This is a genomic window from Bradyrhizobium sp. 14AA (assembly GCF_054185205.1).
Genome location: NZ_JAVAYM010000002.1, coordinates 121,829 through 146,574 on the forward strand (window position 1 = coordinate 121,829; position 24,746 = coordinate 146,574).

The 24,746-nt window shown below is 60.6% G+C and carries 24 protein-coding genes; 13 read left to right on the top strand and 11 right to left on the bottom strand.

All coding sequences use genetic code 11. The annotated features are described in order from the left end of the window. Nucleotides 1-57 precede the first annotated feature (57 nt). Both RAD15_RS05660 and RAD15_RS05665 read right to left on the bottom strand, forming a co-directional pair. Nucleotides 58-1,071: a TRAP transporter substrate-binding protein gene (locus RAD15_RS05660; RefSeq protein ID WP_458175256.1), complete on the bottom strand. Its 1,014-nt coding sequence runs from the start codon at nt 1,069-1,071 to the stop codon at nt 58-60. Nucleotides 1,072-1,202: 131 nt separating this feature from the next. After that, nucleotides 1,203-2,006 (bottom strand): IclR family transcriptional regulator, encoded by an 804-nt coding sequence (locus tag RAD15_RS05665; RefSeq protein ID WP_458175257.1) that lies wholly within the window; start codon nt 2,004-2,006, stop codon nt 1,203-1,205. A gap of 314 nt (nt 2,007-2,320) precedes the next feature. Between RAD15_RS05665 and RAD15_RS05670 the strand changes: the two genes are divergently transcribed. From RAD15_RS05670 to RAD15_RS05725, 12 genes are all read left to right on the top strand, one after another. Next, entirely contained in the window at nt 2,321-3,160 is an 840-nt protein-coding gene (locus RAD15_RS05670) for a cyclase family protein (protein WP_458175258.1), read from the top strand. Further along, a complete protein-coding gene (locus tag RAD15_RS05675; protein WP_458175259.1) occupies nt 3,160-3,510 on the top strand; it encodes a cupin domain-containing protein in 351 nt (116 codons plus the stop codon). Before RAD15_RS05670 ends, RAD15_RS05675 begins: the two co-directional genes overlap by 1 nt. Then, nucleotides 3,507-4,316 carry an SDR family NAD(P)-dependent oxidoreductase gene (locus tag RAD15_RS05680; protein WP_458175261.1) on the top strand — a complete coding sequence of 270 codons (810 nt, stop codon included), beginning with the start codon at nt 3,507-3,509 and terminating at the stop codon, nt 4,314-4,316. The genes RAD15_RS05675 and RAD15_RS05680 overlap by 4 nt, the downstream gene beginning before the upstream one ends. Nucleotides 4,317-4,355: 39 nt before the next feature. Continuing rightward, the gene (locus tag RAD15_RS05685) at nt 4,356-5,300 is read left to right on the top strand and encodes a 3-hydroxyacyl-CoA dehydrogenase family protein (protein WP_458175263.1); all 945 of its coding nucleotides are present in this window, start codon (nt 4,356-4,358) and stop codon (nt 5,298-5,300) included. A gap of 33 nt (nt 5,301-5,333) precedes the next feature. Beyond that, on the top strand, nt 5,334-6,173 hold the full coding sequence (locus RAD15_RS05690) for a 3-keto-5-aminohexanoate cleavage protein (RefSeq protein ID WP_458175265.1): 840 nt from the start codon (nt 5,334-5,336) through the stop codon (nt 6,171-6,173). 64 nt (nt 6,174-6,237) lie between these two features. Then, entirely contained in the window at nt 6,238-6,900 is a 663-nt protein-coding gene (locus tag RAD15_RS05695) for a DAPG hydrolase family protein (protein ID WP_458175267.1), read from the top strand. 78 nt (nt 6,901-6,978) lie between these two features. Further along, nucleotides 6,979-8,205: an amino acid ABC transporter substrate-binding protein gene (locus RAD15_RS05700; protein ID WP_458175269.1), complete on the top strand. Its 1,227-nt coding sequence runs from the start codon at nt 6,979-6,981 to the stop codon at nt 8,203-8,205. 70 nt (nt 8,206-8,275) lie between these two features. Next, entirely contained in the window at nt 8,276-9,148 is an 873-nt protein-coding gene (locus RAD15_RS05705; protein ID WP_458175271.1) for a branched-chain amino acid ABC transporter permease, read from the top strand. Next, nucleotides 9,145-10,137: a branched-chain amino acid ABC transporter permease gene (locus RAD15_RS05710; protein WP_458175273.1), complete on the top strand. Its 993-nt coding sequence runs from the start codon at nt 9,145-9,147 to the stop codon at nt 10,135-10,137. The genes RAD15_RS05705 and RAD15_RS05710 overlap by 4 nt, the downstream gene beginning before the upstream one ends. Then, on the top strand, nt 10,130-11,644 hold the full coding sequence (locus tag RAD15_RS05715; protein WP_458175275.1) for an ATP-binding cassette domain-containing protein: 1,515 nt from the start codon (nt 10,130-10,132) through the stop codon (nt 11,642-11,644). The genes RAD15_RS05710 and RAD15_RS05715 overlap by 8 nt, the downstream gene beginning before the upstream one ends. Before the next feature lie 28 nt (nt 11,645-11,672). Next, nucleotides 11,673-12,677 carry an amidohydrolase family protein gene (locus RAD15_RS05720; RefSeq protein ID WP_458175277.1) on the top strand — a complete coding sequence of 335 codons (1,005 nt, stop codon included), beginning with the start codon at nt 11,673-11,675 and terminating at the stop codon, nt 12,675-12,677. Between the two features lie 24 nt (nt 12,678-12,701). Continuing rightward, nucleotides 12,702-13,610 carry a LysR family transcriptional regulator gene (locus RAD15_RS05725; RefSeq protein WP_458175279.1) on the top strand — a complete coding sequence of 303 codons (909 nt, stop codon included), beginning with the start codon at nt 12,702-12,704 and terminating at the stop codon, nt 13,608-13,610. Nucleotides 13,611-13,739: 129 nt separating this feature from the next. Here the strand turns inward: RAD15_RS05725 and RAD15_RS05730 are convergent, their stop codons facing one another. From RAD15_RS05730 to RAD15_RS05765, 8 genes are all read right to left on the bottom strand, one after another. Next, a complete protein-coding gene (locus RAD15_RS05730; protein ID WP_458175281.1) occupies nt 13,740-14,798 on the bottom strand; it encodes a hypothetical protein in 1,059 nt (352 codons plus the stop codon). A gap of 352 nt (nt 14,799-15,150) precedes the next feature. Then, nucleotides 15,151-16,605 (bottom strand): aldehyde dehydrogenase, encoded by a 1,455-nt coding sequence (locus RAD15_RS05735; RefSeq protein WP_458175283.1) that lies wholly within the window; start codon nt 16,603-16,605, stop codon nt 15,151-15,153. Nucleotides 16,606-16,865: 260 nt separating this feature from the next. After that, nucleotides 16,866-17,306, bottom strand: coding sequence for a GlcG/HbpS family heme-binding protein (locus tag RAD15_RS05740; protein WP_458175285.1), 441 nt, complete (start codon nt 17,304-17,306; stop codon nt 16,866-16,868). A gap of 17 nt (nt 17,307-17,323) precedes the next feature. Continuing rightward, a complete protein-coding gene (locus RAD15_RS05745) occupies nt 17,324-17,983 on the bottom strand; it encodes a glutathione S-transferase family protein (protein WP_458175287.1) in 660 nt (219 codons plus the stop codon). A gap of 59 nt (nt 17,984-18,042) precedes the next feature. After that, nucleotides 18,043-19,044, bottom strand: a complete 1,002-nt coding sequence (locus RAD15_RS05750) for a PDR/VanB family oxidoreductase (RefSeq protein ID WP_458175289.1) — start codon at nt 19,042-19,044, stop codon at nt 18,043-18,045. Further along, nucleotides 19,041-20,114 (bottom strand): aromatic ring-hydroxylating dioxygenase subunit alpha, encoded by a 1,074-nt coding sequence (locus RAD15_RS05755; protein WP_458175291.1) that lies wholly within the window; start codon nt 20,112-20,114, stop codon nt 19,041-19,043. Before RAD15_RS05755 ends, RAD15_RS05750 begins: the two co-directional genes overlap by 4 nt. A 138-nt stretch (nt 20,115-20,252) precedes the next feature. Next, on the bottom strand, nt 20,253-21,722 hold the full coding sequence (locus RAD15_RS05760) for a carotenoid oxygenase family protein (protein ID WP_458175293.1): 1,470 nt from the start codon (nt 21,720-21,722) through the stop codon (nt 20,253-20,255). Between the two features lie 71 nt (nt 21,723-21,793). Further along, a complete protein-coding gene (locus RAD15_RS05765; RefSeq protein WP_458175295.1) occupies nt 21,794-22,960 on the bottom strand; it encodes an MFS transporter in 1,167 nt (388 codons plus the stop codon). 183 nt (nt 22,961-23,143) lie between these two features. Here RAD15_RS05765 and RAD15_RS05770 point away from each other — a divergent pair, with 183 nt between their 5' ends. Continuing rightward, the gene (locus RAD15_RS05770; RefSeq protein WP_458175297.1) at nt 23,144-24,064 is read left to right on the top strand and encodes a LysR family transcriptional regulator; all 921 of its coding nucleotides are present in this window, start codon (nt 23,144-23,146) and stop codon (nt 24,062-24,064) included. A 176-nt stretch (nt 24,065-24,240) separates the two neighbouring features. Here RAD15_RS05770 and RAD15_RS05775 read toward each other — a convergent pair whose 3' ends face one another. Continuing rightward, entirely contained in the window at nt 24,241-24,738 is a 498-nt protein-coding gene (locus RAD15_RS05775; protein WP_458175299.1) for a MaoC/PaaZ C-terminal domain-containing protein, read from the bottom strand. Nucleotides 24,739-24,746 lie beyond the last annotated feature (8 nt).

Sequence of the window (24,746 nt, forward strand, 5' to 3'; positions counted from 1 at the left end):
CCAATGGGCTTCGGGGGCGCCGGACGAGACCCGGCGCGCAGTGCCGTTCGCTGATCGTCAGTTGGTATAGGCGTTCAAAAACTCCTCGCCGGATCTTCCCGACTTGGTGAGCTCCGCGAGCGCCCGCTCCCGCAGAGGAACAAGGGTGTCCTTCACCCGGGCAAGCTCATTGTCAGGCAGTTGGGAAATCTGGATTCCCTTGGCGAGCATGTATTCGCGTCCGGCTTTTTCGCTGACGTTGAATGCTGCGCCGAATTCCTCAGCCATCGCCGGTCCCGTGGTCTTGTCGATGAGTTGCTGCAGGTCCGGCGACAGCGACTTGAACTTGTTGGGATTCATCACGACCGCGAAGCTCGCGGTGCTCATGCCCGGCTCGAGCGAATATTTCAGGACGGTTGCGAGATCGAAGCTCTGGCAAGCTTCATAGGGAAACGTCGCGGCGTCGACGATTCCCTTGGCAAGGCTATCCGCCGTCTCCGCCGGCGGCACCGCCAATGGCGCGGCGCCGAGGAGCGGAATGATCTGCGCGAACTGCTCGCCGGCGTAGCGGATCCGGAGCCCCTTGAAATCGTCGAGCTTGGTGATCTGTCGCTTGCTGGTGTGGAACAGCAAGGGATTGGTGACTGCCATCCAGAGAATCTTCATCCCGGCGTGTTCGCCGCTCAGATAGGTCGGAGCCAACTCAGTCAGACGGCGTGAGGTGATGGCACTGTTATTAGCGGCCTTCGGCGCCACATAAGGCAGCGATATCAGATCGGTCATATGGAAGCGGCCAGGTGTCGCGCCATGCAGGCCAATAGCTATGTCGGCGACACCGTTGCGGACCAAGTCGAACTGACGATTCACCGGGCCGAGTTGCGATGCGGGGAAGATGTTGAGCGTCAGCCGGCCGTCGGATTGCTGCGCGAGGCTCTCGCCCCACTTGACGATTTCGCGGTGGAAGGTGTGGTTCGGCGGCAGATAGTGCGAAACTTTAAGCGAGATCGGATCAGCGCTGGCACGCCTCGTACCGAACACACCGAATGCGGCGCCCGACACGGCCCCAAGCAGGGCCGAACGACGTGTAATCATCGCGCTTCCTCCAGGTTCGCGGAGAGGCAAATGACTCTCCGACGCGGCCCGGAGCCCTCTGCGGGACTTCAGGACCGTACTACGATGCGGGTCTTATGTATTGCATTATGAGACGCAGTGCAAGCCGTGGATCACCGCGACAGAACTCCCTCGACGCGCTGCCGGAAACCCAACAGCCGCTCGGCAAGGCCGTCCCGATTTTCGAGGAAGCGCTGCGTGGGGACGGGAATCGATACCGCGACCGGACGTCCGAAGTGATCGAGCACCGCAGTTCCTATGGCGCTAATCCCGCCACCATGCTCTTCCAGATCATAGGCAAGGTGCGTGCGCCTGATGTCGTTGAGTTCATCCATCAGCCGCTTGCGGTTGGCGAGCGGATAGTCCGGATGCTCGGCAAGACTCTTTTCGACCAATTCTGTACTTTCCTCCGGTGAAAAGCAGGCAAGGATGGCCTTTCCGTTCGCCGTGCAGTGCAGCGGAAAGCGCTCGCCGATCGCGGACAATGCCGTGAGCCGATGACGGCCGGGCACCTGATCGACGAACACCGCGGAGCCACCGGACAAGACCGATAGATCGACCGTCTCCCCGACTTCTTCGCCCAGTCCCAGGAGATGCGGACGAATGATGTCGGCCGAACTGGCGCCGACGGAGGCAGCGATCCTCAAGAGCCCCAAGCCGATACGGACCTGACCAGGACCGGTCGAAGTGACGAAGTCTTCGGCCATTAAAGCCGAGACGATCCGCTGGACGGTCGAGCGGGCCAGGTTCACCGATTTGGCGATCTGACCAAGGCTCAGGCCGTTGGGATGGCTTTCGAGTGTGCGCAGAATACTCCCTGCGCGCGCCAGCACCTGAATGCCGTTGCCGGCACGATCCTCGCTGGGCTGCGCCTCGGACGGGCGGGGCTTCAGCGCTCGTGATGTGGCTTTCCGCATTTTCTATCCTTCATCTCATTCAACGCAAATTCGGAAAGTCTCGCTCGCTCGGGCGAGCCGAGCGACTGCGCCTCCACACGTGAGCTTTCACGCGATGGCGTGTGCTGTACCACAGCGCGGTGCAAAACCTCAGCATCACTCACCTGCTCTACGCTTTCTTGCGGAGGGCTGCGGAGGGCTGCGCGATTCTTGTTGACGGCACCCATATTATGATACATCTGTATCGCATAGTGGAGCACTAGAACCAGAGCTCTCGCCCACGACGGCCGGTCAGCGGCTCGCGGTGGGGTAAGAAACATTCAGAAGGAGGACGCATGTCCATCGAGGTGCGTGGCATCAGATTCCAGAGCAACGCCGACAATGCCATGGGGCTGAGGTTCACCAACCTCTCGCACCGTTGGGGTTTTCAGTGCCCGAATTGGCCATATTTCGAAGACGTCAAGATCGAGCGCATCCACTACATGGCGAAGTCGGGCGTGCTGTCGCAGCGCATCACCACATCGATGCACTCGACTACTCATATCGATGCACCCGCTCACGTGGTGCAAGGCACGCCCTTCATCGATGAAGTGCCGCTTCCGCACTTCTTCGGCTCGGGCATCGTGGTCTCGATTCCGAAGAAGAAATGGGAATCGATCACCGCGGACGATCTGGAGAAGGCCTGCGGTCACGCGATCCGCCCACACGACGTTCTGATCATCAATACCGGCTGGCACAAGGTCTACGAGGACGGCGACTATTTCGCCTATTGCCCGGGCCTCGTGCCCTCCGCGGCCGATTGGATGGTGGACAAGCAGATCAAAGTAGTCGGTCACGACACTCAAGCCAACGATCATCCGCTGGCCACCGCGATCGGACAACATCGCAATGGTCCGTTGCTGCCGCACCTCAAGGAGGAATATCGCGTCTGGTCAGGCGGCCGCGACTGGGCCGATGATTTCCCCGAATGGGAGCCGGTGCACAACAAGCTCTTCAAGCACGGCATCCTCGGGATCGAGAATGTCGGAGGCGATCTCGACGAGGTCACCGGCAAGCGCTGCACCTTTGCGTTCTTTCCGTGGAATTGGGATCGTGGTGACGGCTGCATCATCCGCCTCGTCGCCATTACCGATCCCAAGCAGGCGTATCGGATCGAAAAGGGCGAGGCATTCTGATGCATGTCAAGCGCTTTGCAGATGCGGAGCCCTACGACGCACCCAACCACCGCGGCGTGGTCGGGTTGCGTCTGCAGGGGTTTGAACCAGGCGGCCCCACCAACCAATGGGTCGGCCTTTCGCAATTCCTGCCCGGCGGCGGCGCCGGGCCGGATTCCACGCCCTTCGAGAAGGTATATGTGGTGCTCGACGGCGAGATGACCGTGAGCGTCGGCGGGCACAAGACCGTGCTTGGTCGATACGACAGTTGCACCATCGCGCCCGGTGAAGTGCGCGAGCTCGTCAATCGCCGCAACGACGTCTGCACCATGCTGGTCGTGATCCCATATCCGCCAGGAGCGAAGCCGTGACCGCATCGATCGATTTCCTCAAGAACCCGTTGTCCTTGTTCGATATCCGCGGCAAGGTCGCAATCGTTACCGGCGCATCAGGCGCCTTTGGTGCGCTGGCTGTGCAGGTATTGGCCGGCGCCGGGGCAAAGATCGTGGCCGTTGCCGGCAATGCGCAGGCCCTCGAGCAAACGGCTTCCTCCGCGCGCGAGCTCGGCGCCGAGGTTCTCGCGGTCAAGGCGCGCCCCACCGACGAAGCTGCCTGCCAGGACATCGTCGCGCAGGCGGTGAAAGCTTTCGGCGCCATTGACATTCTCGTCGTCGCATCCGGCAAGAACGACGTCAGCAAGATCGTGGAGATGGCTCCGGAGCGCTTTCTCGACGTCATGGATGCCAACGTCACCCAATCATGGCTGATGGCAAGAGCCGCGGGCAAGCAGATGCTGGCTCAAGGACGCGGCGGCAAGGTCGTCCTGATGTCCTCCGCGCGAGGCAAGCTCGGTCATCCGGCTGGCTACTCGGCCTATTGTGCGTCCAAGGCGGCCGTCGACGGCATCACCCGAGCGCTTGGTTGCGAATGGGGCGAGACCGGCATCACCGTCAATGCGATCGCGCCGACGGTGTTCCGCTCTCCCCTCACCGCCTGGATGTTCGAGGATACCGAGCGCGCCCGAGAAGTCCGAAAGGGCTTTCTTGCGCGAGTGCCGAAGGGACGCCTGGGTGAGCCGCAGGATCTCGCTGGTCCCTTGCTGTTCCTGGCCTCCAAGGCCTCGGATTTCTATACCGGGCACGTTCTCGATGCCGACGGCGGTTACACGGCGGGGTGACGTCCGTCGTGCTTGTCCTGTCCAGCTCCGGAGGTCCGCATGTTGCAAAAAATCGGTGTCATCGGTGGCGGCACCATGGGGCACGGCATCGCGGCAGCATTTGCTCTGCATGACGTCTCGGTGCACCTGTATGAGCCTTCCCCAGCGACGCGCGCGTGCATCGTGCCCTCCATCGAGGCTGCCTATGGCCTGCTGGTCGAAGAAGAATTGATCGCTCCGGCGGAAATTGCGTCCGCACTCAGCAGGATCAAGATCTTCGACGATCTCACGGCGGCGGCTCGCGACCGTGACTTTGTCGTCGAGGCGATCCCGGAGCGCATGGAGTTGAAACAAGGACTGTTCGCCGAACTCGACCGGCTCTGTCTTCCGACGACGATATTCGCCACCAATACGTCGAGCCTGCCGCTTGCCCCGATGATTGCGGCATTGCCGGAGAGCCGGCGCGGCCGAGTATTGGTGACACACTGGTACAATCCGCCGTTGATCATGCCGCTGGTCGAGATCTCGGCCTTTGGCAATACTACGGCGGAGATCTACGAGGCCGTCGCATCGCTTCACCGGAAAATCGGCAAGCGCACCGCGAAGATCCTGAAGGACGTTCCAGGTCTCGTGGCCAATCGCATCCAGCAGGCGGTCGCACGCGAGGTCTTTTCGCTGATCGAGCAAGGCGTGGCCGACGCCGCGGATATCGACACCGCATTGAAATTCGGTCCTGCGTTCCGATACGCCACCACCGGCCAGCTCGAGGTCGCCGACTTCGGCGGTCTCGATATCTGGCTCACCGTCGGCGACAACCTCCTGGCCGTGATGGACGCTTCTCGCGAAGCGAGCCCGCTGCTGCGGCGAAAGGTGGCCGAGGGCAAACTCGGCGTGAAAAGTGGCGCCGGATTCTACAACTACGACGCCGACGTCATACCGACGATCCGCCGCGCCTTTCTCGGGCGGCTGGCCAAGCAACTCAAAGCATCGCGCGCCTATTCATAGGCCCACACGAGAGCAAGTCAGAGGAGCCCACTCATGGCTGATACCATCATCACCGTCGCCCCGACCGGTGCGTTTCCGACCAAGGAGCACAACCCGGCGATCCCGTTGACGCCGCGGGAGATCGCCGAAGACGTCTACGAGTGCTGGCAGGCCGGCGCGGCCATTGCCCATCTGCACATGCGTGATGACCAAGGCAAGGGCACGATGGACAAGGGGCGCTTCATCGAGACGGTCGGGCTTATTCGCCAACGCTGCGACATCGTACTCAATCTCACCACGTCCGGCGATCTGAATGCCACGGACGAAACGCGTATGGCGCATCTGATCGAACTGAAGCCAGAGCTCGCCTCGTTCGACGCCGGATCGATGAACTGGATGCACTCGACGCTATTCATCAACCATCCGGCTTTTCTCGAGAAACTGGCTGGCGTCATGAACGAACATGGCGTGATGCCGGAGATCGAGGTGTTTGATCCTGGCATGCTCTACAATGCTCTCTACTACATGAAAAAAGGCGTGTTACGCGGCCCGACCTATTTCCAGTTCGTGCTCGGCGCGGCCGGCGGCATCGCCGCGACCGTCGAGAATCTCGTATTCCTCAAGAGCATTCTGCCGCCCCATGCCAACTGGTCGGCTTTCGGCATCGGAGCTGGCCACCTGCCGATCCTGTTCGCAACCCTGTCACTCGGGGGTCACATCAGGGTCGGAATGGAAGACAACGTGCTCTATGCCAAGGGCCGGCTCGCCAAGAACAACGCCGAGTTCGTTGCCAGAGCAGCCCGCCTCATTCGCGAGGCCAACGGGACCGTCGCGACGCCGCCCAGTGCGCGCGAGATCCTCAGTGTGAGGGCAAGACCATCACACGCCGCCTAGCACAGCCGTGCCCCGCTTTGGCGACACGACAACAAGACAAACGACGAGCCACCAGGAGGACGCCATGGAATTTGAGGATTGCAACCTGCTGCTTGAGCCGGGCTATCAGCCGTTCGAATCCGGCTACAAAGATCTTGCTGCCGGCAAGAAACTGGTTGCTGCCCTGACCCGCATGCCGGGCTGCCGCGCCAAGATGGTGCATTGGTGGTTCGGTTGGCTGGGCGGCATCGAGCAGTACAAGCTCTGGCATCCGCGCGATCACGTCGCGAGCGCCTGGCTCAATCGCGTCGACGGCAACTATATCGGCGCCTCCCACGTGGTTAGCGAATATCTCGCCGGGCCTACCGGACCCATCTACGATCTCACCATCGATTTCCACCATCCGCACGAGATCTTCGAGGCCGAACGATACGACCGCTCCGGAGCCGTCGCAATCTGTGCGCGGATCGGGGGTCAGGATGCGCCTGTGCATGTCGGCCGTATGTGCCATTTTGTCCGCGATACTGACTATGGCTGCGAAATGCGCTCGCGCTTCTGGCTCGGCATCCTCGCCGACAAGAAGACCCGAGAACCTGTGCCGGAGCATATCGCCGTCGAAGGGCGCAAACGCCAGCTGAACGATGATTTCGCACGGCGCCTGCACCAGCATGCCACCGAAGAGATGGGTTATCTCGCCGAGCTCCTGCCGGTGCTGTATCGCCGCTACACCGGCGACAACGCGTTCTGACTCCGCGCCGCAAGACTGCGGCGCAAGCCCAAGAAGCAACGAGGCCACAATGGCCCTCAGATCAGCATGGAGGAAAGCATGACGTCAAGACTGTATGGATTATCGGCTCCGGTCTATCGCCTCGCCTGTCGTCTGTTCCCGATCGCTCTTTCGTGCGTCGCCGCGGTGGCCATCGCGAGGCCCGCCGACGCTGCCGACGAGATCGTGATCGGAGCATCCATTCCGATGAGCGGGCCGTTGGCCGGCTTCGGCAGCTTCCAGAAGTGGGGCTACAGTCGCGCCGTGGACGAAGTGAACAAGACTGGCGGGATCGCTATCGCTGGCAAGAAGCTTCCCGTGCGGCTGGTGCTGCGAGACGACAAGACCGATCCCAACACCACCGCCGCCAATACGGAGAGCCTGCTGTCGCGCGACAAGGCCGTAGCGCTGCTCGGTTCGTGCACGCCTGCGCTGGTCAATGCTGGCGCGCTCGTCGCCGAGCGAAAGAAGATCCCGCTCGTGACCGCCTGCAATCCGCTCGAGGCCTTCAAGTCCGTTCGCAAGTGGACCTACGTCTGGGACCTGTTCTTCCATGAGCCGGAGCTCGCGGCGATTCCATTCAAGGCGCTGGGCGACCTCAAGCTGGAAACGAACAAGAAGGTGGCGATTTTCCACGACAACGGCCCCGATGGCCAGGTGGTCGGCGGAACGTTGTGGCCCAACATGGCGAAGGAAGCCGGATACGAGGTGGTGCAGAACGCATCCTTCCCGGTCGACAATACGCAGTTTACCTCCATCGTTGCCGAGGCCAAGGCAAAAGGCGCCGACATCGTGCTGGTCGATGCGATCACGCCGCAGGCCGTTTCGATCCGAAAGCAGATCGCCTCCGCGGGATACACGCCGAAGTTCCTGGTGATCGAGAAAGGGGCGGAGCCGGTCCAGTTCGCCGAGGCACTCGGCAAGTTGGCCGATGGGGTGGTGGTCGGAGGCTATTGGGATCCGAGCTTCCCCTATCCCGGTGCCAAGGACCTTGCGGCCGCGTTCGAGAGCGAAACCAAGCTGACATCGAGCCAGCACATCGCCGATAGCTATGCGGCCGCGCAGGTGCTGCTCGACGCAATCGCCGCTGCGGCTTCGCTGGAGCCGGAGAAAATCAACGCTGCGATCGCGCGGACCGACAAGACCTATGTGGTCGGTCCCATCAAATTTGACGAGAATCACACGTCGAAATTGCCGTTGGTGGTGCTGCAGTGGCAGTCCGGCAAGACGCCTATCGTCTGGCCGAGCGACCGGGCCAACGGAAAGATCTTGTTTCCGCTGCCCTGATCCGACTGCCAATACGGGCTCGGTTCATGGCGATGGCCGAGCCCCCTCACCATTTATTGGAACGGACGCGATGTTTGGATTCGACGTCATTCTGAATACGCTGATATCAGGCGTGCTGCTCGGTGGAATGCTGGCGCTCACGGCGCTCGGTCTCTCCATCATCCTGGGCGTCATGCGTCTGGTGAACCTCGCCCACGGCGAATTCCTGGTCGCCGGCGCCTATGCCGGTCTGTTCTTGTTGCAAAGAACAGGTATCGACCCGCTTGCCGGCTTGGTGCTGATCGGCCTCGCCCTGGCTTTGTTGGCCTATCCCTTATACCGCCTCCTGCTGGCTCCGCTCGCCGACAAGGGCGCTGAAGCATCGATGATGACGACGTTCGGCATCTCCATCATTCTGCAAAATCTCTTCGTGCTGATGTTCAGTGCCGACACCCGCGCGATCGAGCGAAGCTATGCCACCGTTCCGATGGAGCTCGGCCCGATCGGCGTTCCTCAGATCTACGTCATTGGCTTCGTCATCTCGGTGCTGCTGATCCTTGTGGTGCATCTCCTCGTCTCGAAAAGCCGATTTGGCAGCGACTTGCGGGCGAGTGCGGACCAGCCACAGGCTGCTGCCATCATTGGTATCAATGTCGGGCGCGTTCATGCGCTCACGTTTTGCCTCGGTGCGGCCTGCGCCGGTGTTGGCGGCACGCTGATCGGTGTGGCGCTCTCGTTCACCCCGGCGAGCGGCGCGGCCTATTTGCTCACCGACTTCGCGGTGATCGTCCTCGGAGGCCTCGGCAACGTCTTCGGCACCCTGGTGGGCGGCATCATCCTCGGCATATTGCAGAGCCTCGGCGGCCTGACACTCGGAGATGGCTACCGCGACCTGGTCGCTCTCGTCGCGTTTCTCACCGTATTGTCACTGCGTCCCCAAGGCATTCTCGGGAGCCGCGCATGACAATGGCTTCTCCGCTCGTCGTTCCCCGAAGCGGCTCTGCAGACCGGAGCACGATCATCCGGGTCGCAGGCCTTGCGCTCGCCCTCGCGCTTCTGATCTCGGCACCTGCGGTGCTTTCGACCTACTTCGTCGAGATCGGGTTCAAGCTTCTGATCTACATCGTGCTGGCCGAAGCCTGGAATCTACAGGCGGGCTATGGCGGGCTGGTGTCGCTTGGAACCTCCTCCTTCTTCGGGCTCGGCGCCTACGTGACCGTAGGTTTACTCAACCACGCCGGTGTCAACCTGCCATTGGCTCTCGGCGTTTCGGCGATCGCCGGGATGGCCGTTGCGCTTGTCATGTCGCGCGGCCTGTTTCGCTTGCGCGGCCTCTATTTCACCGTTGGCACCTTGGCGCTTGCGGAAGCTTTGCGCCTGTTCGTGGTCAACGCCCCCTGGTTCGGCGGCGCCACCGGCCTGTTCGTGACGATCGACCTTCCTGACACGCCAGAGCTGTTTCGTTACGCGGCGGTGCTTCTCGCCCTCGCCTCAGCCGTCATGATGCTCGCGACAGGCTCTCGCTTTTCCGTGTTGCTTCGCGCCGTTCGCGACGACGAGGACGCCGCGAGCCAAGTCGGCGTCCGCGCCTTTCGGATCAAGCTCGTCGCCTTTCTCACGGCGAGCGCGTTGGTCGCAGTTGCGGGCGGCCTTCAGGCTACCAAGCTTGGTGCTATCGAACCGTATGGCAGCTTCGGCCTGCAATGGTCGGTCGATCCGCTCGCCATTGTCATCATCGGCGGCCTTGGCATGCGCCTCGGCGCCTGTGTCGGGGCCCTATTCTACGTCACCCTCGGCGAGCTGCTGGCCGACTATCCGGAACTCCACGTCGCGATCACTGGCGCCATTCTGATCCTGCTCATCCGCTACGCACCGCGCGGTCTGTGCGGTCTGGCGCTCGGATTGATCAATCGACAGCGCAAGCCGGCGACGATGGAGGCCGACGATGAGTGACACTCGCGTGCTGCTCGAGGCCGAGGGTCTCAGCAAGCGCTATGGCGGCCTAGTCGCCAATGACGGGATCGATATAAGATTGGTCGAAGGTCAGACGCTCGGCGTCATCGGCCCAAATGGCGCCGGTAAATCGACGCTGATTGGACTGCTGGCAGGTGCGATTGCGCCCAGCGCCGGAAAAATCCGTTTCGCTGGACGAGACATCTCAGCCCTGCCGGCTTCCGAGCGAGCACGCTGCGGGATCGGGCGGACATACCAGATTCCCCGGCCTTTTCTCGACATGACCGTCGCAGACAATCTGGCAGTCGGCCAGTTTTCGATCGCTCCGTTGGTCTCGGCCAAGACTGCCGGGGCCGAGCGCCAGGAACTCCTGGAGCGCTGTGGGCTCGCCGACGTGGCCAATACCCGGGCACGCGACCTCCCGCTTCTGCGCCGCAAGCGCCTCGAGGTGGCACGGGCTCTGGCGCTCAAGCCAAAGCTCTTGCTGCTCGACGAGGTCGGCGCCGGCCTGATCGACAGCGAGGTCTCCGACTTGATTGCGCTCATTCGTTCACTGCAGGATGGTGCGCGGGCGATCATCATCATCGAGCACGTCATCCGCATCGTGAAGGAGTGCTGCCAGGATCTCCTGGTCATCAACTTCGGAAAGGTGCTGACAAAGGGCCGTACCGATGACGTGCTGGCAAGCGACGAGGTCAGCGCTGTCTATTTGGGGACCAGCCATGGCTCTGGCTCCAGCCGCCCACAAGCGGTCGAACCGACCAGCGCGCCCCGCGACGGGACTTCCGCAGCGACACCGCTCCTCACCCTCGACAGTGTCTGCGCCGGATACGGCCAAGCCCGCGTCATTCATGATCTGAGCCTGTCAGTGATGCCAGGTCAGGTGGTCGGCATTCTCGGATCCAACGGGGCCGGCAAGACCACCCTCGCCCACGTCATCAGTCGCGCCCTGCCGATGACCGCCGGCCGGATCTATCTCGATGGCGAGGATATCACCGGCCAACCCGCTCATGCCGTCGCCAATCGCGGCATTGCTCACTGCATGGAGGGCAGACGCATCTTCGCCTCGCTCTCCGTCGAAGAAAACCTGCTGGTGGCTGCGCGCAACGCCTCCTCCATCGAACGCAAGCAGCGGCTTGAGCGTGTCTACGCGCTCTTCCCCGTCCTGGCGGAACGACGGAATGCCGGTGGCACTTCGATGTCCGGAGGGCAGCAACAGGCCCTGGCCATCGGACGAGCGCTCATGGCTAAGCCGCGGCTGGTCATTTTCGACGAGATCAGCCTCGGGCTAGCACCGGTGATGATGGACCGTCTCTACGTGGCGCTTGCCGAGCTCAAACGAGAGGGGCTGACCATGCTGATTGTCGAGCAGGATCTCGAGCGGGCCCTCGACCTCGCCGATATGGCGCACATCATCAATAAGGGGCGGATCACGCTATCCGGGCCGGCAGCCAAGGTTCGCGTCGACGAACGGCTGCGTCACCTCTATTTCGGCACCGAAGAATGAGCCGCTAACAACAATCAAGGAGAACAGCGTGAAGCGGATTGCAATTGAAGAGGCATTCGTCACGGCGGAGATCGCCGCTGAGTGGAAGAAAGTGCTTGCAGGAAGTGACGTCGAACCCGGCTTTGCCAAGATGGGTGAGAGCATTCTTGCCGAGACACCGGGGAACGCGCTTCTGCATTCGCGCCTGCTCGACATCGGAGCGGGGCGGATAGCCCATATGGACCAGGTCGGGATCGACATGCAGGTTGTGTCACTGACCTCGCCCGGCGTGCAGGTGTTCGCTCCGGACCTCGCGACCAGGCTGGCCGCGGACGCAAACGACGCCCTGGCCGCTGCAGTGCGCGCCGCACCCACCCGCCTCGCGGGACTGGGCGCGATCGCGCCGCAATCGCCCGACGCCGCCGCGCGGGAAATCGAACGCATCAAGGCGCTCGGCCTGCGGGGCCTGATCGTGAACTCCCATACCTTCGGCGAATATCTCGATGCACCGCGCTACGCGCCGATCTTCGAGGCAATGGAAGCGACGGATCTGCCGATGTACCTCCATCCACGAGAACCGGCTCCGAGCCTCGTCAAACCCTTCCTCGATTATGGACTTTATTTCGCCGGCTGGGGCTTTGCCGTCGAGACAGGGCTGCACGCCATGCGCCTGATCATGTCCGGCACATTCGCACGCTTCCCGAAGCTCAAGATCATCCTAGGCCACATGGGCGAGGGCATCCCATTCTGGCTGCAGCGCATCGACAACCGTTACCTGCTGCAGGTCAAGATCGGCGCCGTGGCCAAGCTGCAGCGCCTCCCGAGCGAATACTTCCTCGACAATTTCGTCATCACCACGGCCGGGGTCACCTCCATGCCCGCGCTGCGGCTGAGCATCGACGTTCTCGGACCGGAACGCATTCTGTTCGCGGCTGACTACCCCTACGAGGACGACGCGGAGGCGGTTCGCTTTCTGGACGGCGCCAAGCTCACCGAACAAGAGCGCGAGCTTATATCTTGCCAAAATGCCGAACGATTTTTTGGACTCCAATAATCGGTCTCGTGGCGAGGAGAATTCATGCGCTGCCACCGGTTAGATCTGAATCTGCTGTTAGTGCTGGATCGGCTCCTCAAGACGCGAAACCTAAGTCGTGTCGCGGGGGAGCTCAATTTGACGCCATCCGCGATCAGCAATGCGCTCGCCCGGTTGCGCATCCACTTTGACGACGAGCTCCTGGTCCAATCGGGCCGCAAAATGGTGCCCACGCGGTTGGCGCTTCAGATGACGGGTTCCATCGACGATCTGGTGGCACGAGCACGCGCGCTTGCGCTTACTCGTGCGGAATTCGACCCCGAAACAAGCCAACGAACCTTCTCCGTGGTGACGAACGACTACACGGCCAGCCTGCTCTTGGCAGATGTTGTCAAGCAGATAGGAGCAATCTCGCCTCGGATTTCAATCGCTCACGTCCCGATGCCAGACTTGCGCGAACGCCCGCTCGATGCGTTCGATGTCCTACTTGGATCCAATGTTGCCTTTGATGCCGAAGTTTCTACCGCTACCTTATGGGAGGAGACATTCGTTCCCGTCGTCTGGGCTGGCAACACTGACGTACAAGAGCCGCTGTCGCTCGCTACAGTGGCGGCTTGCACTCATGTTTCGGCCCTGCTCGACGAACGCCTGAGCGTCCCAATTGTTGATCATTTCTTTCAGTCGAAAGGGGTACACAGAACGAAGTCGATCTGCCTGCAAAGCCTGCTTTTGCTTCCAGAATTTGTCGTGGGCACGAGCTATATGGCCATCCTTCCACTACGGCTCGCCCGCAGGCGAGCGCAGGATCTGCCGCTTCGGCTGCTGCAAGCCGATTTCGAGCTTCCGCGCATTTCCGAAAAGCTCCAATGGCCGACCTATCTTAACCGAGATCCCGCTAATGTCTGGTTGCGGAACATGATCAGAGCTTCTGCCACGCAGGTCGAAGCACCGTAGTCAGAGCACGTCACCAGCAACTGGTGTTGCAGCAGGGTTCGCGGCGCAGATGCCGCGTTGCGCATTTTGGCTTCGAAAAGATGCGCCGCGTATCCTCGCGGCGCATCAAGTCTCATCGGCAGAAACAACTTAGAACTTCATCGTGATACCACTGTAGATCGTCGACTCCGTGCAGCTGTTGGTGGTCTGGCCCGTGGCTGCGATCGTACAAACTCCGGGCATCGCGTTGTGGTCAAGACCGAACTTGTTCTGCCAGTAGCGATATGCGACCCAGACGTCCACGAAGTGGGAATATTTGGGGCCCATCATCGCCTTGCTGGCGTCGAATGTGAGCCGGATGGGCTCACTGTTGAATTCGACTGCACTGGCCGAGCTGAGCCGCCCTGGTCCGGACAGGGCTGGAAGCCCGTTTGAATCGCCCTTGCGTCCATACCATGCGGCGCGGCCGCTGATCGAAAAGTACTGCAGCGAGGGCGGCAGGAAACCCAGATCCATATAGTAGTTGGTCTCGACCGCCCATGTCGGTCTGAAGCTGACATTGCCGTCGGTGTTGCAACTGACGCCCGCAACTGGGCCTGCAAACAGGGTACCGCACTGGGTGAACGCGTTGTGGTTCGAAAACTCCCAGGAGACAAGCGGGGCGACGTTGAAATAACCCTTGTAAGGCAGGTCAAAGGCAAATTGCAGACCGCCGACGACCTGTCGTTTGGCGGGCGCCAGATAGATGTTGTCGGTCTCGGCATCCGCACCGATCTCGAACGAGATGTTGTGCAACGGTCCGACACTGAACGCCTTGGTCTGGAACAATTCGTTCCACCCGAACGTACTTCGGACCAGGCCGTAGAACTCGGTGGCCCCGGCACAATCGCCAGGGGTGAAATTCGCGGTCAGGCCCGCGTTGATGCAGGGCGAAGCCGGATCGTTGTGACCAGACTTGAACATGGAGACCGTGAAGAAGTTTGTGCCGTACGCCCACGCATCGAACTGAGTGAACGAATAAACTTGCTTCGAAGTCGTGCCGTTGATGGCTCCGTTTGCGCCGACGCTGAACTTGCCTGGATCGGTCCCCTTGGGCATCCAAGAAAACGTGACCCGGTTGTCGATGACAAAGAAGAACGGCAGGTCCGGTGCCGGATTAGCCTTTACAGGAAAGTCCGCAGCGTTGGCAAAGGTCGCAAAGTCCAGCATGAGAACAGCCGCAACCGCGCAGCGTCGTATTAACATCGTCTCCCCCTCAATGGTCGTTCGCGGCGATCTCTTTCGGATCGCACCCCACGAATAGCGCGGCGAACTTAGGAGCGAGCGAGCTCGCCGACTAACGGATTCGGCAAATGCCAACTATTTCCATTTTTAATGAGAGCACGAAATGTATTCAGCTGGAGCCGTGGAGGTTACGGCAACAGAACCGTTGTAAGAGCGGAGTTCGCGGTGAGCCAGATGAATGGACAGCTCCGCTTACCGCGCCATCAATGTGCGATCCAAGGCGCGCGCAGGGGCGGAGACGCTCGCCCACGAAAGGGCCCCGTTTTCGTTCAGATCTCTAGAACGGGTAGTGGCGGACCGACGTCTGCAGTGTCAACCATCGCAGCTCAGTGAAAGCGTCGATGCCGGCCTGACCGCCGAAGCGGCCGTAGCCGGATGCTTTCTGGCCTCCGAACGGCATCTGGGCCTCGTCGTGCACTGTCGGGCCGTTGACGTGACAGATGCCGGATTCAATGCGCGATGCAACTTGAAAGGCGCGAGCCATGTCGCGGCCGAAAACAGCTGCCGAGAGCCCATATGCGCTGTCGTTGGCGCACGCGATGGCCGCCTCGGCGCCATCGACTCGAATGATCGGCTTTACCGGCCCGAAGCTCTCTTCGCTGAAGATGGCCATATCAGGTCGAACGTGATCCAGCAGCGTAGCCTGCATCAGCGGTGTCTCGGCCGGCCCCCCACAGATGAGCTGCGCACCGCGCCTGACCGCATCCTCAATCAGAAAATTGCAGCGCTCGACAGCGGACGCATCAACCAGCACGCCAAGGACGACCGGCTGATCACTGGCCGGATCGCCTGCCGGGAGCGCAGCGACGCGCCGCTTCAGGCGATCGACGAACTGGTCGGCGACGCGGCGGTCGACGATAAGCCGTTCGGTCGACATGCATATCTGACCGCTATTGGCAAAGGCGCCGAATGCAGCGGCATCGACGGCCGCATCGAGGTCAGCATCGTCAAGGACGATTAGAGGCGCTTTGCCGCCGAGTTCGAGCACGGCCGGTTTGAGATGCTCGGCACATAGTCGGGCGATAATTCGTCCGACGCGCGTAGAGCCGGTGAAATTGACGCGCTTGACGGCCGTGTGCCCAATCAGAGCTTCGACGACCGGGCCGGCATCGGGCGCCGCGTTGGTCAGGAAATTAAAGACACCAGCCGGCAAGCCCGCATCAATGAACGCCTTTGCAACCAGCCCATGTGTGGCCGGGCAAACCTCGCTTGCCTTCAGGACGACCGTGTTTCCGCATGCCAACGGAACAGCTACAGCACGCACCGCCAGAATCACGGGAGCGTTCCACGGGGCAATGCCCAGAACGACACCGGCAGGCACGCGCATGCCCATGGCTATGCTGCCCGGCACGTCGGAAGGTATGACTTCGCCTCCAACGCGCGTCGTGAGCGCGGCAGCCTCGCGCAGCATATCCGCACCGAGATGGACGTTGAACGCCGCCCATTGCGCGGTCGCGCCGGTTTCAGCCGCCATCACCCGAGTGATCAACTCCGCGCTCTCGTCCAGGCGTGACGCAGCGTCCATAAGCTTTCGCCGGCGGGTGGTGGGCCCAAGAGCCGACCAGGTCGCGAATGCGGCGGCGGCCGCCTCAACGGCAGCGCGCGCGTCTTCGACCGTTCCTGCAGGAGCCTGACTGGCGACCTTATTGTGGAGGGGGCTGCGGCGCTCGAACATGGCCCCTCCTCGCGCTTTCGATGGCTGACCGCCGATGAACATTGTGGTCGAGTACATAGGACGGTATTCACTCCACGGTAGGGCGCAGCCAAGCACACAGGTGGGCTCTGCGGTGATAGACGACGAGCGCACGCCCGCATGAGCGGTGCCCCGTCTGACCGAGAGCCTACCTATTGGTAAGCAACTCCCTGGAAAAGCAGATTGCATCAATGTCTGCCATCGACGCCGTCGATGTGCCGGGCCGGCGACACAACGCGATCAGCGCGCCGACAACTGATGCCTTCCGAGGAATGAGATCTGCCAGCTTACCCCTTCGACTAGCCGCCGGGCCGGAAGCCGGCAGCAGCAATCCCGGCAATGGCGCACGCCTCGTCATTGTCGCCGAGGTCGCCCGAAATACCGACGGCTCCGAGAACTTGCTGTTCCTTTCCGATGATCAGAACGCCACCAGGTGAGGCGACAAGTCTTCCGCCCGTCGTGGCCGACAACATCGAGAAGAAGGTTGGGAGGCTAATCGCCCGACGGCTGAGTTCGCGCGAGCCGAACCCCATGCCGAGCGAACCCCATGCTTTGCCGAACGCGATTTCGAACCGTACGATGCCCGATCCATCCTCCCGCTTGTAGGCGATCAAGTGGCCACCGGGATCAAGGACCGCAACCGCCAAAGGCGCAAGACCCTTCTCGCGTGCCACCCGGAGAGCGGCGTCGATGATTGTCACGGCGCTATCGAGGCTCAGCCCCGTTCGATCCTCCTGCATAGCGCTTTACCCTGGGCTCACACGAACATTGCGAGAATGCCGAGGTCCGTCTCAGGCCGCGGGATGCGAAACTTGATCGGCTTCCAGTCTGCCGCCGCCGGACGCTCGATACAGCAATCGAGCCAACGATCAACATGTGGCCACTCCGAAACATCGAGTTGGCCGAGGCGGATCAAGGTCATGACTGAAGAGACGTTCAAGTCTGCCACGGTAAACCGTTGTCCGACCAGATAGGGTCTTTCGGAGAGATGCCGCTCGAGCACTCCAAGTGGACGCGCCAGCTTCGCAAGCGCAACTTTCAGCTCGGCTGGACTGCGCTTATCCTCATCGAACAGGAAGCGATTGGCCGCCGCTAGAAGCAGCGGCTTTTCGATTTCGGTCACGGCCCAGAGACTCCACTGGATCACGAGCCCCTCTTCTTCCAGAGTGGCAGGCGACAGATCGCTTGGATATTTCCGTGCCAGGTAGAGGTTGATCGCGAGAGATTCGAACAGGCGGACCTCGTCGGATTCGAACACTGGAACACGCCCATTCGGGTTGATCTTAAGAAATTCAGGCGTGCGTGTGCTACCATCTGTGAAATTGGTCGGAACATGCTCAAAGTCCAGACCAAGCTCCTTCAGCATCCAGGCACAACGATGCGCACGCGAATACAACGATCCGTAGAGTCGGTTCATGTGATGATTTCCTCCGTCATTCACTGCTGTTGGCTGCTCTGAGCGTTCGCGAGAAGCTGCTAAAGATCCAGGATCAACCTTGCGCTGTTGGCGCGGGAGCAGCACAGAAGCATCCGATCGTTCTTCAGCCGCTCCTCATCGGTCAGAAAGAAATCGCGGTGATCAGGCTCACCTTCGAGAACACGCGTAAGGCAGGTGCCGCAAACGCCCTGCTCGCAGGACGTCGGCACTTCAATGCCGCTTTCCGCTAGCGCAGCGGTGATTGGTTGATCGGCGCGAACAACAAGGACCTTGCCGCTGCTTGCCACCTGGACTTCGAACTCTCCAGCTTCCGTCGAGCGCGCCGCCGGAACGAAGTATTCACGGTGCAACTGCGCGTCCACCCAGCCGGTGGCCTTGGCTGTGTCTAGAACCCACGTGATGAAGCCGGCCGGGCCACAAACGTAAATATGAGTTTCAGGCGTGGGACTTTGCAGCACCGCTTCCAGGTCGAGCTTCTGTGCGTCTGGGCCATTGTCATAGTGAAACTGCACACGTTCGGAGAAGCTCGAGCGGCGAATGCGGCTCGCGAAGGCGGCGTGCTCCGCGGTGCGCGCGCAATAGTGCATCTCAAAGTCCGAGCGCCTCTCTTCCAAACGTTCCGCCATGCATATGATCGGCGTTATGCCGATGCCGCCGGCAAAGAGCAGGTGCCGCTTGGCCGAAGGCTCCAAGGCAAAATTGTTTCGAGGTTCGCTGATGCGAATCCGGTCACCCCGCTGGATCTTACGATGCATGGCTAGGGAGCCGCCGCGGCTGTTCTGATCGAGCAACACGCCGATGAGGTAGCGGTGCTCCTCAAGGGGATGGTTGCAGAGCGAATACTGACGCACCAGACCTGCTTCGATTTCGACATCGATGTGCGCTCCGGCTTCAAAAGCCGGCAGCCGACGACCACGCACGTCCATCAATTCATAGGAAAAGATGTTGGCTGCCTCCAGCCACTTCGCGCGCACTTCAGCCTCTATCCACCCGGCCTTCATGATCTTGTTCGGGTTCTCCGCCGAGGCAACAATGGTCATGTCGGATCGACACTCGCCGCCATGACTCCTTGACCTTTCTGTTCCGCCTCGATCAGCGTGTCCAGAATGCGGCGGGCGCGTACTGCCGGGCCGTCGATCGGTAGCAAGACTGGCTTCAGGTCCCAGAACGAGGACCCGCCCATGCTGCGCTGCTGGGCCTCAAGCATCGGCAAGTCTTCGGTCTCAAATGGCCTCTTCAGGAACGAGACCTGCCCAAGGACAAAGTCCTTGCCTGCCTCGCCGCTCGCCTTCGGCTTACTGACACCGAACCAGTAGTGGGCCGTCGTTTCGGTTTCGGGCGTGAACATATGAAAAAAGTAGAGCGGTTTGCCCAACGCCCGCGGGTCGTCCGAGCCAGTTGGCGCATTTCCGACGATCAGCTCCATGACGCCCGGAGGCTCCCACCGCACATCGAGCCACCGATCGACACGGGTGCCGGGGGGCAGGCCGTTGCGTCGCTCGAGCTCCTCGGACAATCGCTCGTTGCGCACCAAACGCAACGAGTACACGGTGTTTCCCTTCTGAACCACTTCGGTTTCGGCTGCCTCGGAGTTGGACCCTCCCAATGTCGCGGCATGCAGGTAATCGATGTGGCTGAGATCCAGGATATTGTCGACGTCGAGCTGGTAGTTCGACAGAACGTGCAAGTATTCCTTGCCGACGAACCAGTTTTCCGGATCCATCCGCTCGAACGAAGGTATCAACGCCTGGTCGGCCTTGCTCTCTTCGCCCATCCATATCCAAATGATGCTATAGCGCTCGGCTACGGGGTAGGATTTGACCTTGGCCGCATGGGGAATGGAGCCGTTACCATGCGGATTTCGGGTGCACTGCCCCGCACCATCAAATTCAAGGCCGTGATAGGGGCATTGCAGGCTGTCGCCCGTGACTTTTCCCAGATGTAACGGCGCAAAGCGGTGCGGACAGCGATCGGAAATTGCGTGCGCGCGACCCGCTGAATCGCGAAACATCGCGATATTCTCGTTGAGCAGTTTCCGTCCCAGCGGCTTGCCAGGCTTGAGCTCCTCATCCCATGCTGCGATGTACCAGCAATTACGCAAAAACTTCATTTATAGACCTCCCTGTCACAATCTTCCACGTGTCCACGCGAGCGCTTGGGGCCCGCGGATCGCATGGGATCTGTCAGCTTGCCGTGATGCCGATCTACCAGCTCAATCCTCGCCCGCCCCAGCGGCACTCGTCACAGGTCACAGGACATTTGCGTTGACCCATGTGCCATGAAACCCTTCGTGAACGCGGCAGGGAAATCGGATCGTCGCAACGGGGCCGGCGGACAGGTTGCGGGCATCCAGGATGACGAGATCAGTACGGTTTTCAGCGCGTCGACCGACAATGCTCATCAACCAGCCGTCCCCCTCGGGCGAGTCAGGGCTACGCGGTACGAAGCACGGTTCTTCGGGCGAACTGTCCGGACCAGCATAGTAGAAATCGATCTTGCCGGTTTCCTCGTCAAAATGCCCGAGACAAGTGAAGGGGGGCCCCTTGGGACCTGGAGGCAGCATCGGGCCGAGCTTGGGGTTGTTGGTGCCGAACCAGAAGTGTCGCACGCGCGCCATCGCGAAGCGCTGATCGATCACCGGCATTTCCCCGATGTGCTCGATAAAGCGAGAGATACGAATTTCGTCGCTCTGGCTCGATAGATCGACGATCCACCGTTCGCCGAAAGGCGGCAGTTCCTTGGCGCTCGGATTGTGGATATCCGGGAACTGACTGAGCCAACCAGAATCGGTGACGAACTGGTCAAGCACGAGCCGGCTACCATCCTCCCACGCATTGAAAGTGTGGGTCTGCATGGCGAGCTTTGGCACAGTGAACCAGCGGGTACCAGCGACCCCTTGTTTGCGCGGGATCACGGCGACATGGGTCCGCTTGTGACTGTCCCAATGCCAGTACGGCTCGCCTTTCTTGACGCGGTCCCAGTCGCAGACCATCGGGCAGATCACAAAAGCGATGAAGTTGCGCGAGACCAGAAAATCATGGACCATCGAGCTATAAGGCGCGGCGAAGCGTTCGATGCGAGTGAATTCCCCATCGGGCGCGATGGTGTAGAGTTCAATCTCGTTACTCGCGATACCCTCGCAATTGTAGGCAAAAGCGATGCATTCTCCCGTCAGCGGATCCATCTTCGGGTGGGCGGTAAAGGTCCGGCTCTTAAGCTGGCCCCCGAAATCCGTTTCGCCGCGCGTCTCCAGAGTGATCGGGTCCAGTTCGTAAGGACGCCCGGATTCCTTCAGCGCATACAGCTTGCCGTGATGCCACATGATCGACGTGTTGGCGGTGTTGGCATCCTCGCCGGCAACTTCAGGCGAATCGGTAAACGGATTGCGGTAGGCGCCAAACAAGGCCCTTCGCGCTTCCCGCTCGCGCAAGAACTTGCGGGTCCGAACATAGCGCATCGCGAGATCGGCATGACCGTTCTGCATGCGGATCATGTGGACCATCCCGTCACCGTTCAGGAAGATGTCCTTCCCGAGCAGAGGCGGATATGTATGGTCGGCGCTGTTGCGGTAATAAACCCCTTCGAGCTCGGTAGGAATTCGGCCTATCACTTCGAGGTCATGCACTTCGCCTTCGATCCGGACAGGCGCGGCATAGCCGGAGAAGACGATGTCGGCCGGAAACCGCAGTCCCTGCTGCTTCAAGACGTGCTTGTTCATTGGATGAGCTCTCCTGCAAAGGGTAAATATCGCGGGTGGTCGCCGGTTGCGGCGGAAGACGGTCTCGGAGTTCAGGCGGATTCGACAATCACGAGCGAGGGGCCGACTCGCGACTTGAGCGCCGCCATCAGAACGACAGCGAGGGTCGACGTTGCGGCTGCCGCGTAGCCCAGGCCCGCATATCCGAAGCTCTGGACAATGGCTCCGCCAACTGCCGGCCCTGCAGCGGAGCCGAGCATCATCATTGCAGGCGTCGCCGCGAGGGCCCGCCGGCCTTCGTCGACCTGAGACAGAAGTCCGAAGAGAAACGTATGGGTGAAGATGACGATCGACACATATGGGACCGCAACGGCGGCGTAGATCGCGAAGTTCGTCGCGTTGACGATCAGAATTGCCAATGCGCCCTGCAACAGAGGACCAACAATCCCGACACTGATGGGAGAGAGGCGCTTCTGAGTCAAAGCGGCGAGCAACCCAGGAAGCAGATTGATGAATCCCAGCGTCACCAAGACCGCCGTGATCCCTGCTTGCGAAAAGCCCTTTTGGTCGCCGATGCGCTCGAGAAACGAGAAGATCAGCGCCTGGTTGAACGTCATACAGATCACCGTCCCAACAATCAGCCACGCATTGAGGTGAATCGGCTCGTCGGTCGCGGTTCTGCTCGCGACGAGATCATGGACGCTTGGAAAGGCGAGCAGAGCAACGGCGGCGGCAACAGCCATGCCACCGGCAAATACTTGGAACAGAACCGTGGGGTCGACCGCGTGGATCAGTGCTGGGACGACAGCGAAGAAGGCAATACCAAAGATTGCAAGCGTTACATTCACCAAGCCGAACAGGCGGTGCGGATTCTCGGTCTGGCCAATCGTGCCATGGGTGATCGAGAGTGCCGAGCCGGCTGCAACACCCGCGATGGCGTGGGTAATGGTCAGAAGCGATAGCGAGGCATGGTCGGGGGGCACCGTCGCGAGGCAAGCGAAAGAGGCGGAAGCAACAGCAAATCCGCCAACAACAACGGCGCGGCGGTTCAGCCGCGCGAAAAATCGAGCCGTCATAAGGCTCGCAAGAACGACAGATGCAAGAAAAGAGGTCACGGTCGCGCCGGCCTCAGCGGGCGAGAGACGATAGAACTGAACGAACGTGCCAATCCAGACTGGCAGCGCCACCATGTCCAGCATGCCGGCGACGTGGCACACACCCAGAACAACTCCATTGCGACCAGCACGAAACCGGCTCATTTCGGTCCTCCCTTGACGGATCAGGCGAAGGTCGGTTGGCCCCGGAAAGGGCTCTTGTGGCGTGCCTTCGAAGCGACGATCCAAGGGCAGCGTAGGTCAAACTCATCATCCGACAAAATCGATTGCATTCCGATTGAGCATCGATACCATCGATACCAAGGCTTTCGGGAGGAGCACGGTCCGATGCGATTGGACAAATTCGATCTCAATTTGCTTGTCGCGCTTGATGCGTTGCTCGATGAAAAGAGCGTTACCCGAGCAGCCGATCGGCTTCGCCTAGGACAATCGGCGACCAGCGCGGCACTCGGTCGCTTGCGCGATTTCTTCAATGACGAGCTTCTGACGCCGGTCGGTCGTCAATTCGAATTGACCCCTCTTGCCCAGGCGCTGCTCGAGCCGGTCAAAGAAACACTCGTTCGCGCCCGGACCGCAATCAACATCAAGCCAGATTTCGATCCCGCGAAAGTCAGTCGAAAATTTCGCATATGTGCGTCGGACTACGTGACATACGTTCTCGTTTCTCGGGTCTCGAACGAACTTGCGCGGCGGGCGCCCGGATATCATCTCGAGATTTGCCACTTGCCGAAGCAAGTGCAGCAGCTCTTCGAATTGGGCGATATCGATTTGCTGATTTTGCCCGAGCTATATGCATCGCAGATCCCCCATCCGCAAAAGCACCTGCTGTCGGACGATCACGTCTGTCTGATGTGCACGCAACGTCCGCTGTCAGGAGATGCGATCTCGAGCGAAGATTACTTCGCTAGCGATCATGTCAGCGTCCGCGTGGGAGAAGAAGGAAGTCTCTCTTTTGAAGAATGGTTTTTTCCTCGTATCGGCCCGAAACGAAGGGTGGCGTGCACGGTCGACTTCTTTTGCTTGCTGCCAAAGATGCTCTGCCAGACCAACAGGATTGCGACCGTCCACCGATTGCTCGCGCAGGACCTCTCGCGCTACTATCCGCTCAAATTTGTGGAGTTTCCCTTCCATATCCCAAAGCTGAATGAGACCATGCTATGGCCGGCGTTCAGAGACCAGGATCTGAGCCATAGGTTTTTGCGCGACGTCTTTGACGCATGCGCGAGAGAAATTGAGGCGAGCGCTTGATTGTTGCGACTCTCAGGGAGGCCGGCTGTCGAGAACAGTTCGCTCTAGAATGGCGCTAATAAGTCTTGGGGGCGAGGGACGGAAGGCTAAAAAGCCGAAATGTCTCAAATATATTCAACGTGCGCTCAAGCGGTCGGCGTCACCTGAATGACAGACTTGTGGACAACGGGCAGGTTTCAGCTGAAGAAAATGTCCGTGTGGCGTGACGTCAGCGCTCGAATGCCCGAGTTCAGCTCGAGATCGCATAATGCGTCCACCTGCACGAAGCGAGGTCGCGATTTCACTAACGTCAATCGCGCTCGCAGCCGGAACACATCGCCGGGACGTACTGGGAAACGAAACCTAACCGAACGGAGGCCCGCGGCACAGCTTGGCGCGGTACCATCGACGAAATATGCCTCCTGCACGAGGCTTGGCACGAGCGCCAGGAGCAATTGGCCGGGAACGATCGTCGTCCCTCCGTCCAGTTCGCGCCGGGCACGCTCCGCGTCTGTATGAACCCAGTTCCGATCACCCGTCAACGCGACAAACTGGTCAACCTCATCCTGCGTCACCGACCGCCAGCGGCCGGGAGTTAGTTCGGTACCCACGGAGGCTGCAAGATCGATCGCCCGCGCGACGCGAAGTGTGGTCGTCTTTCTGGAAGACTCGGCGTCCGATGGCATCTCATTCATCGCAACAG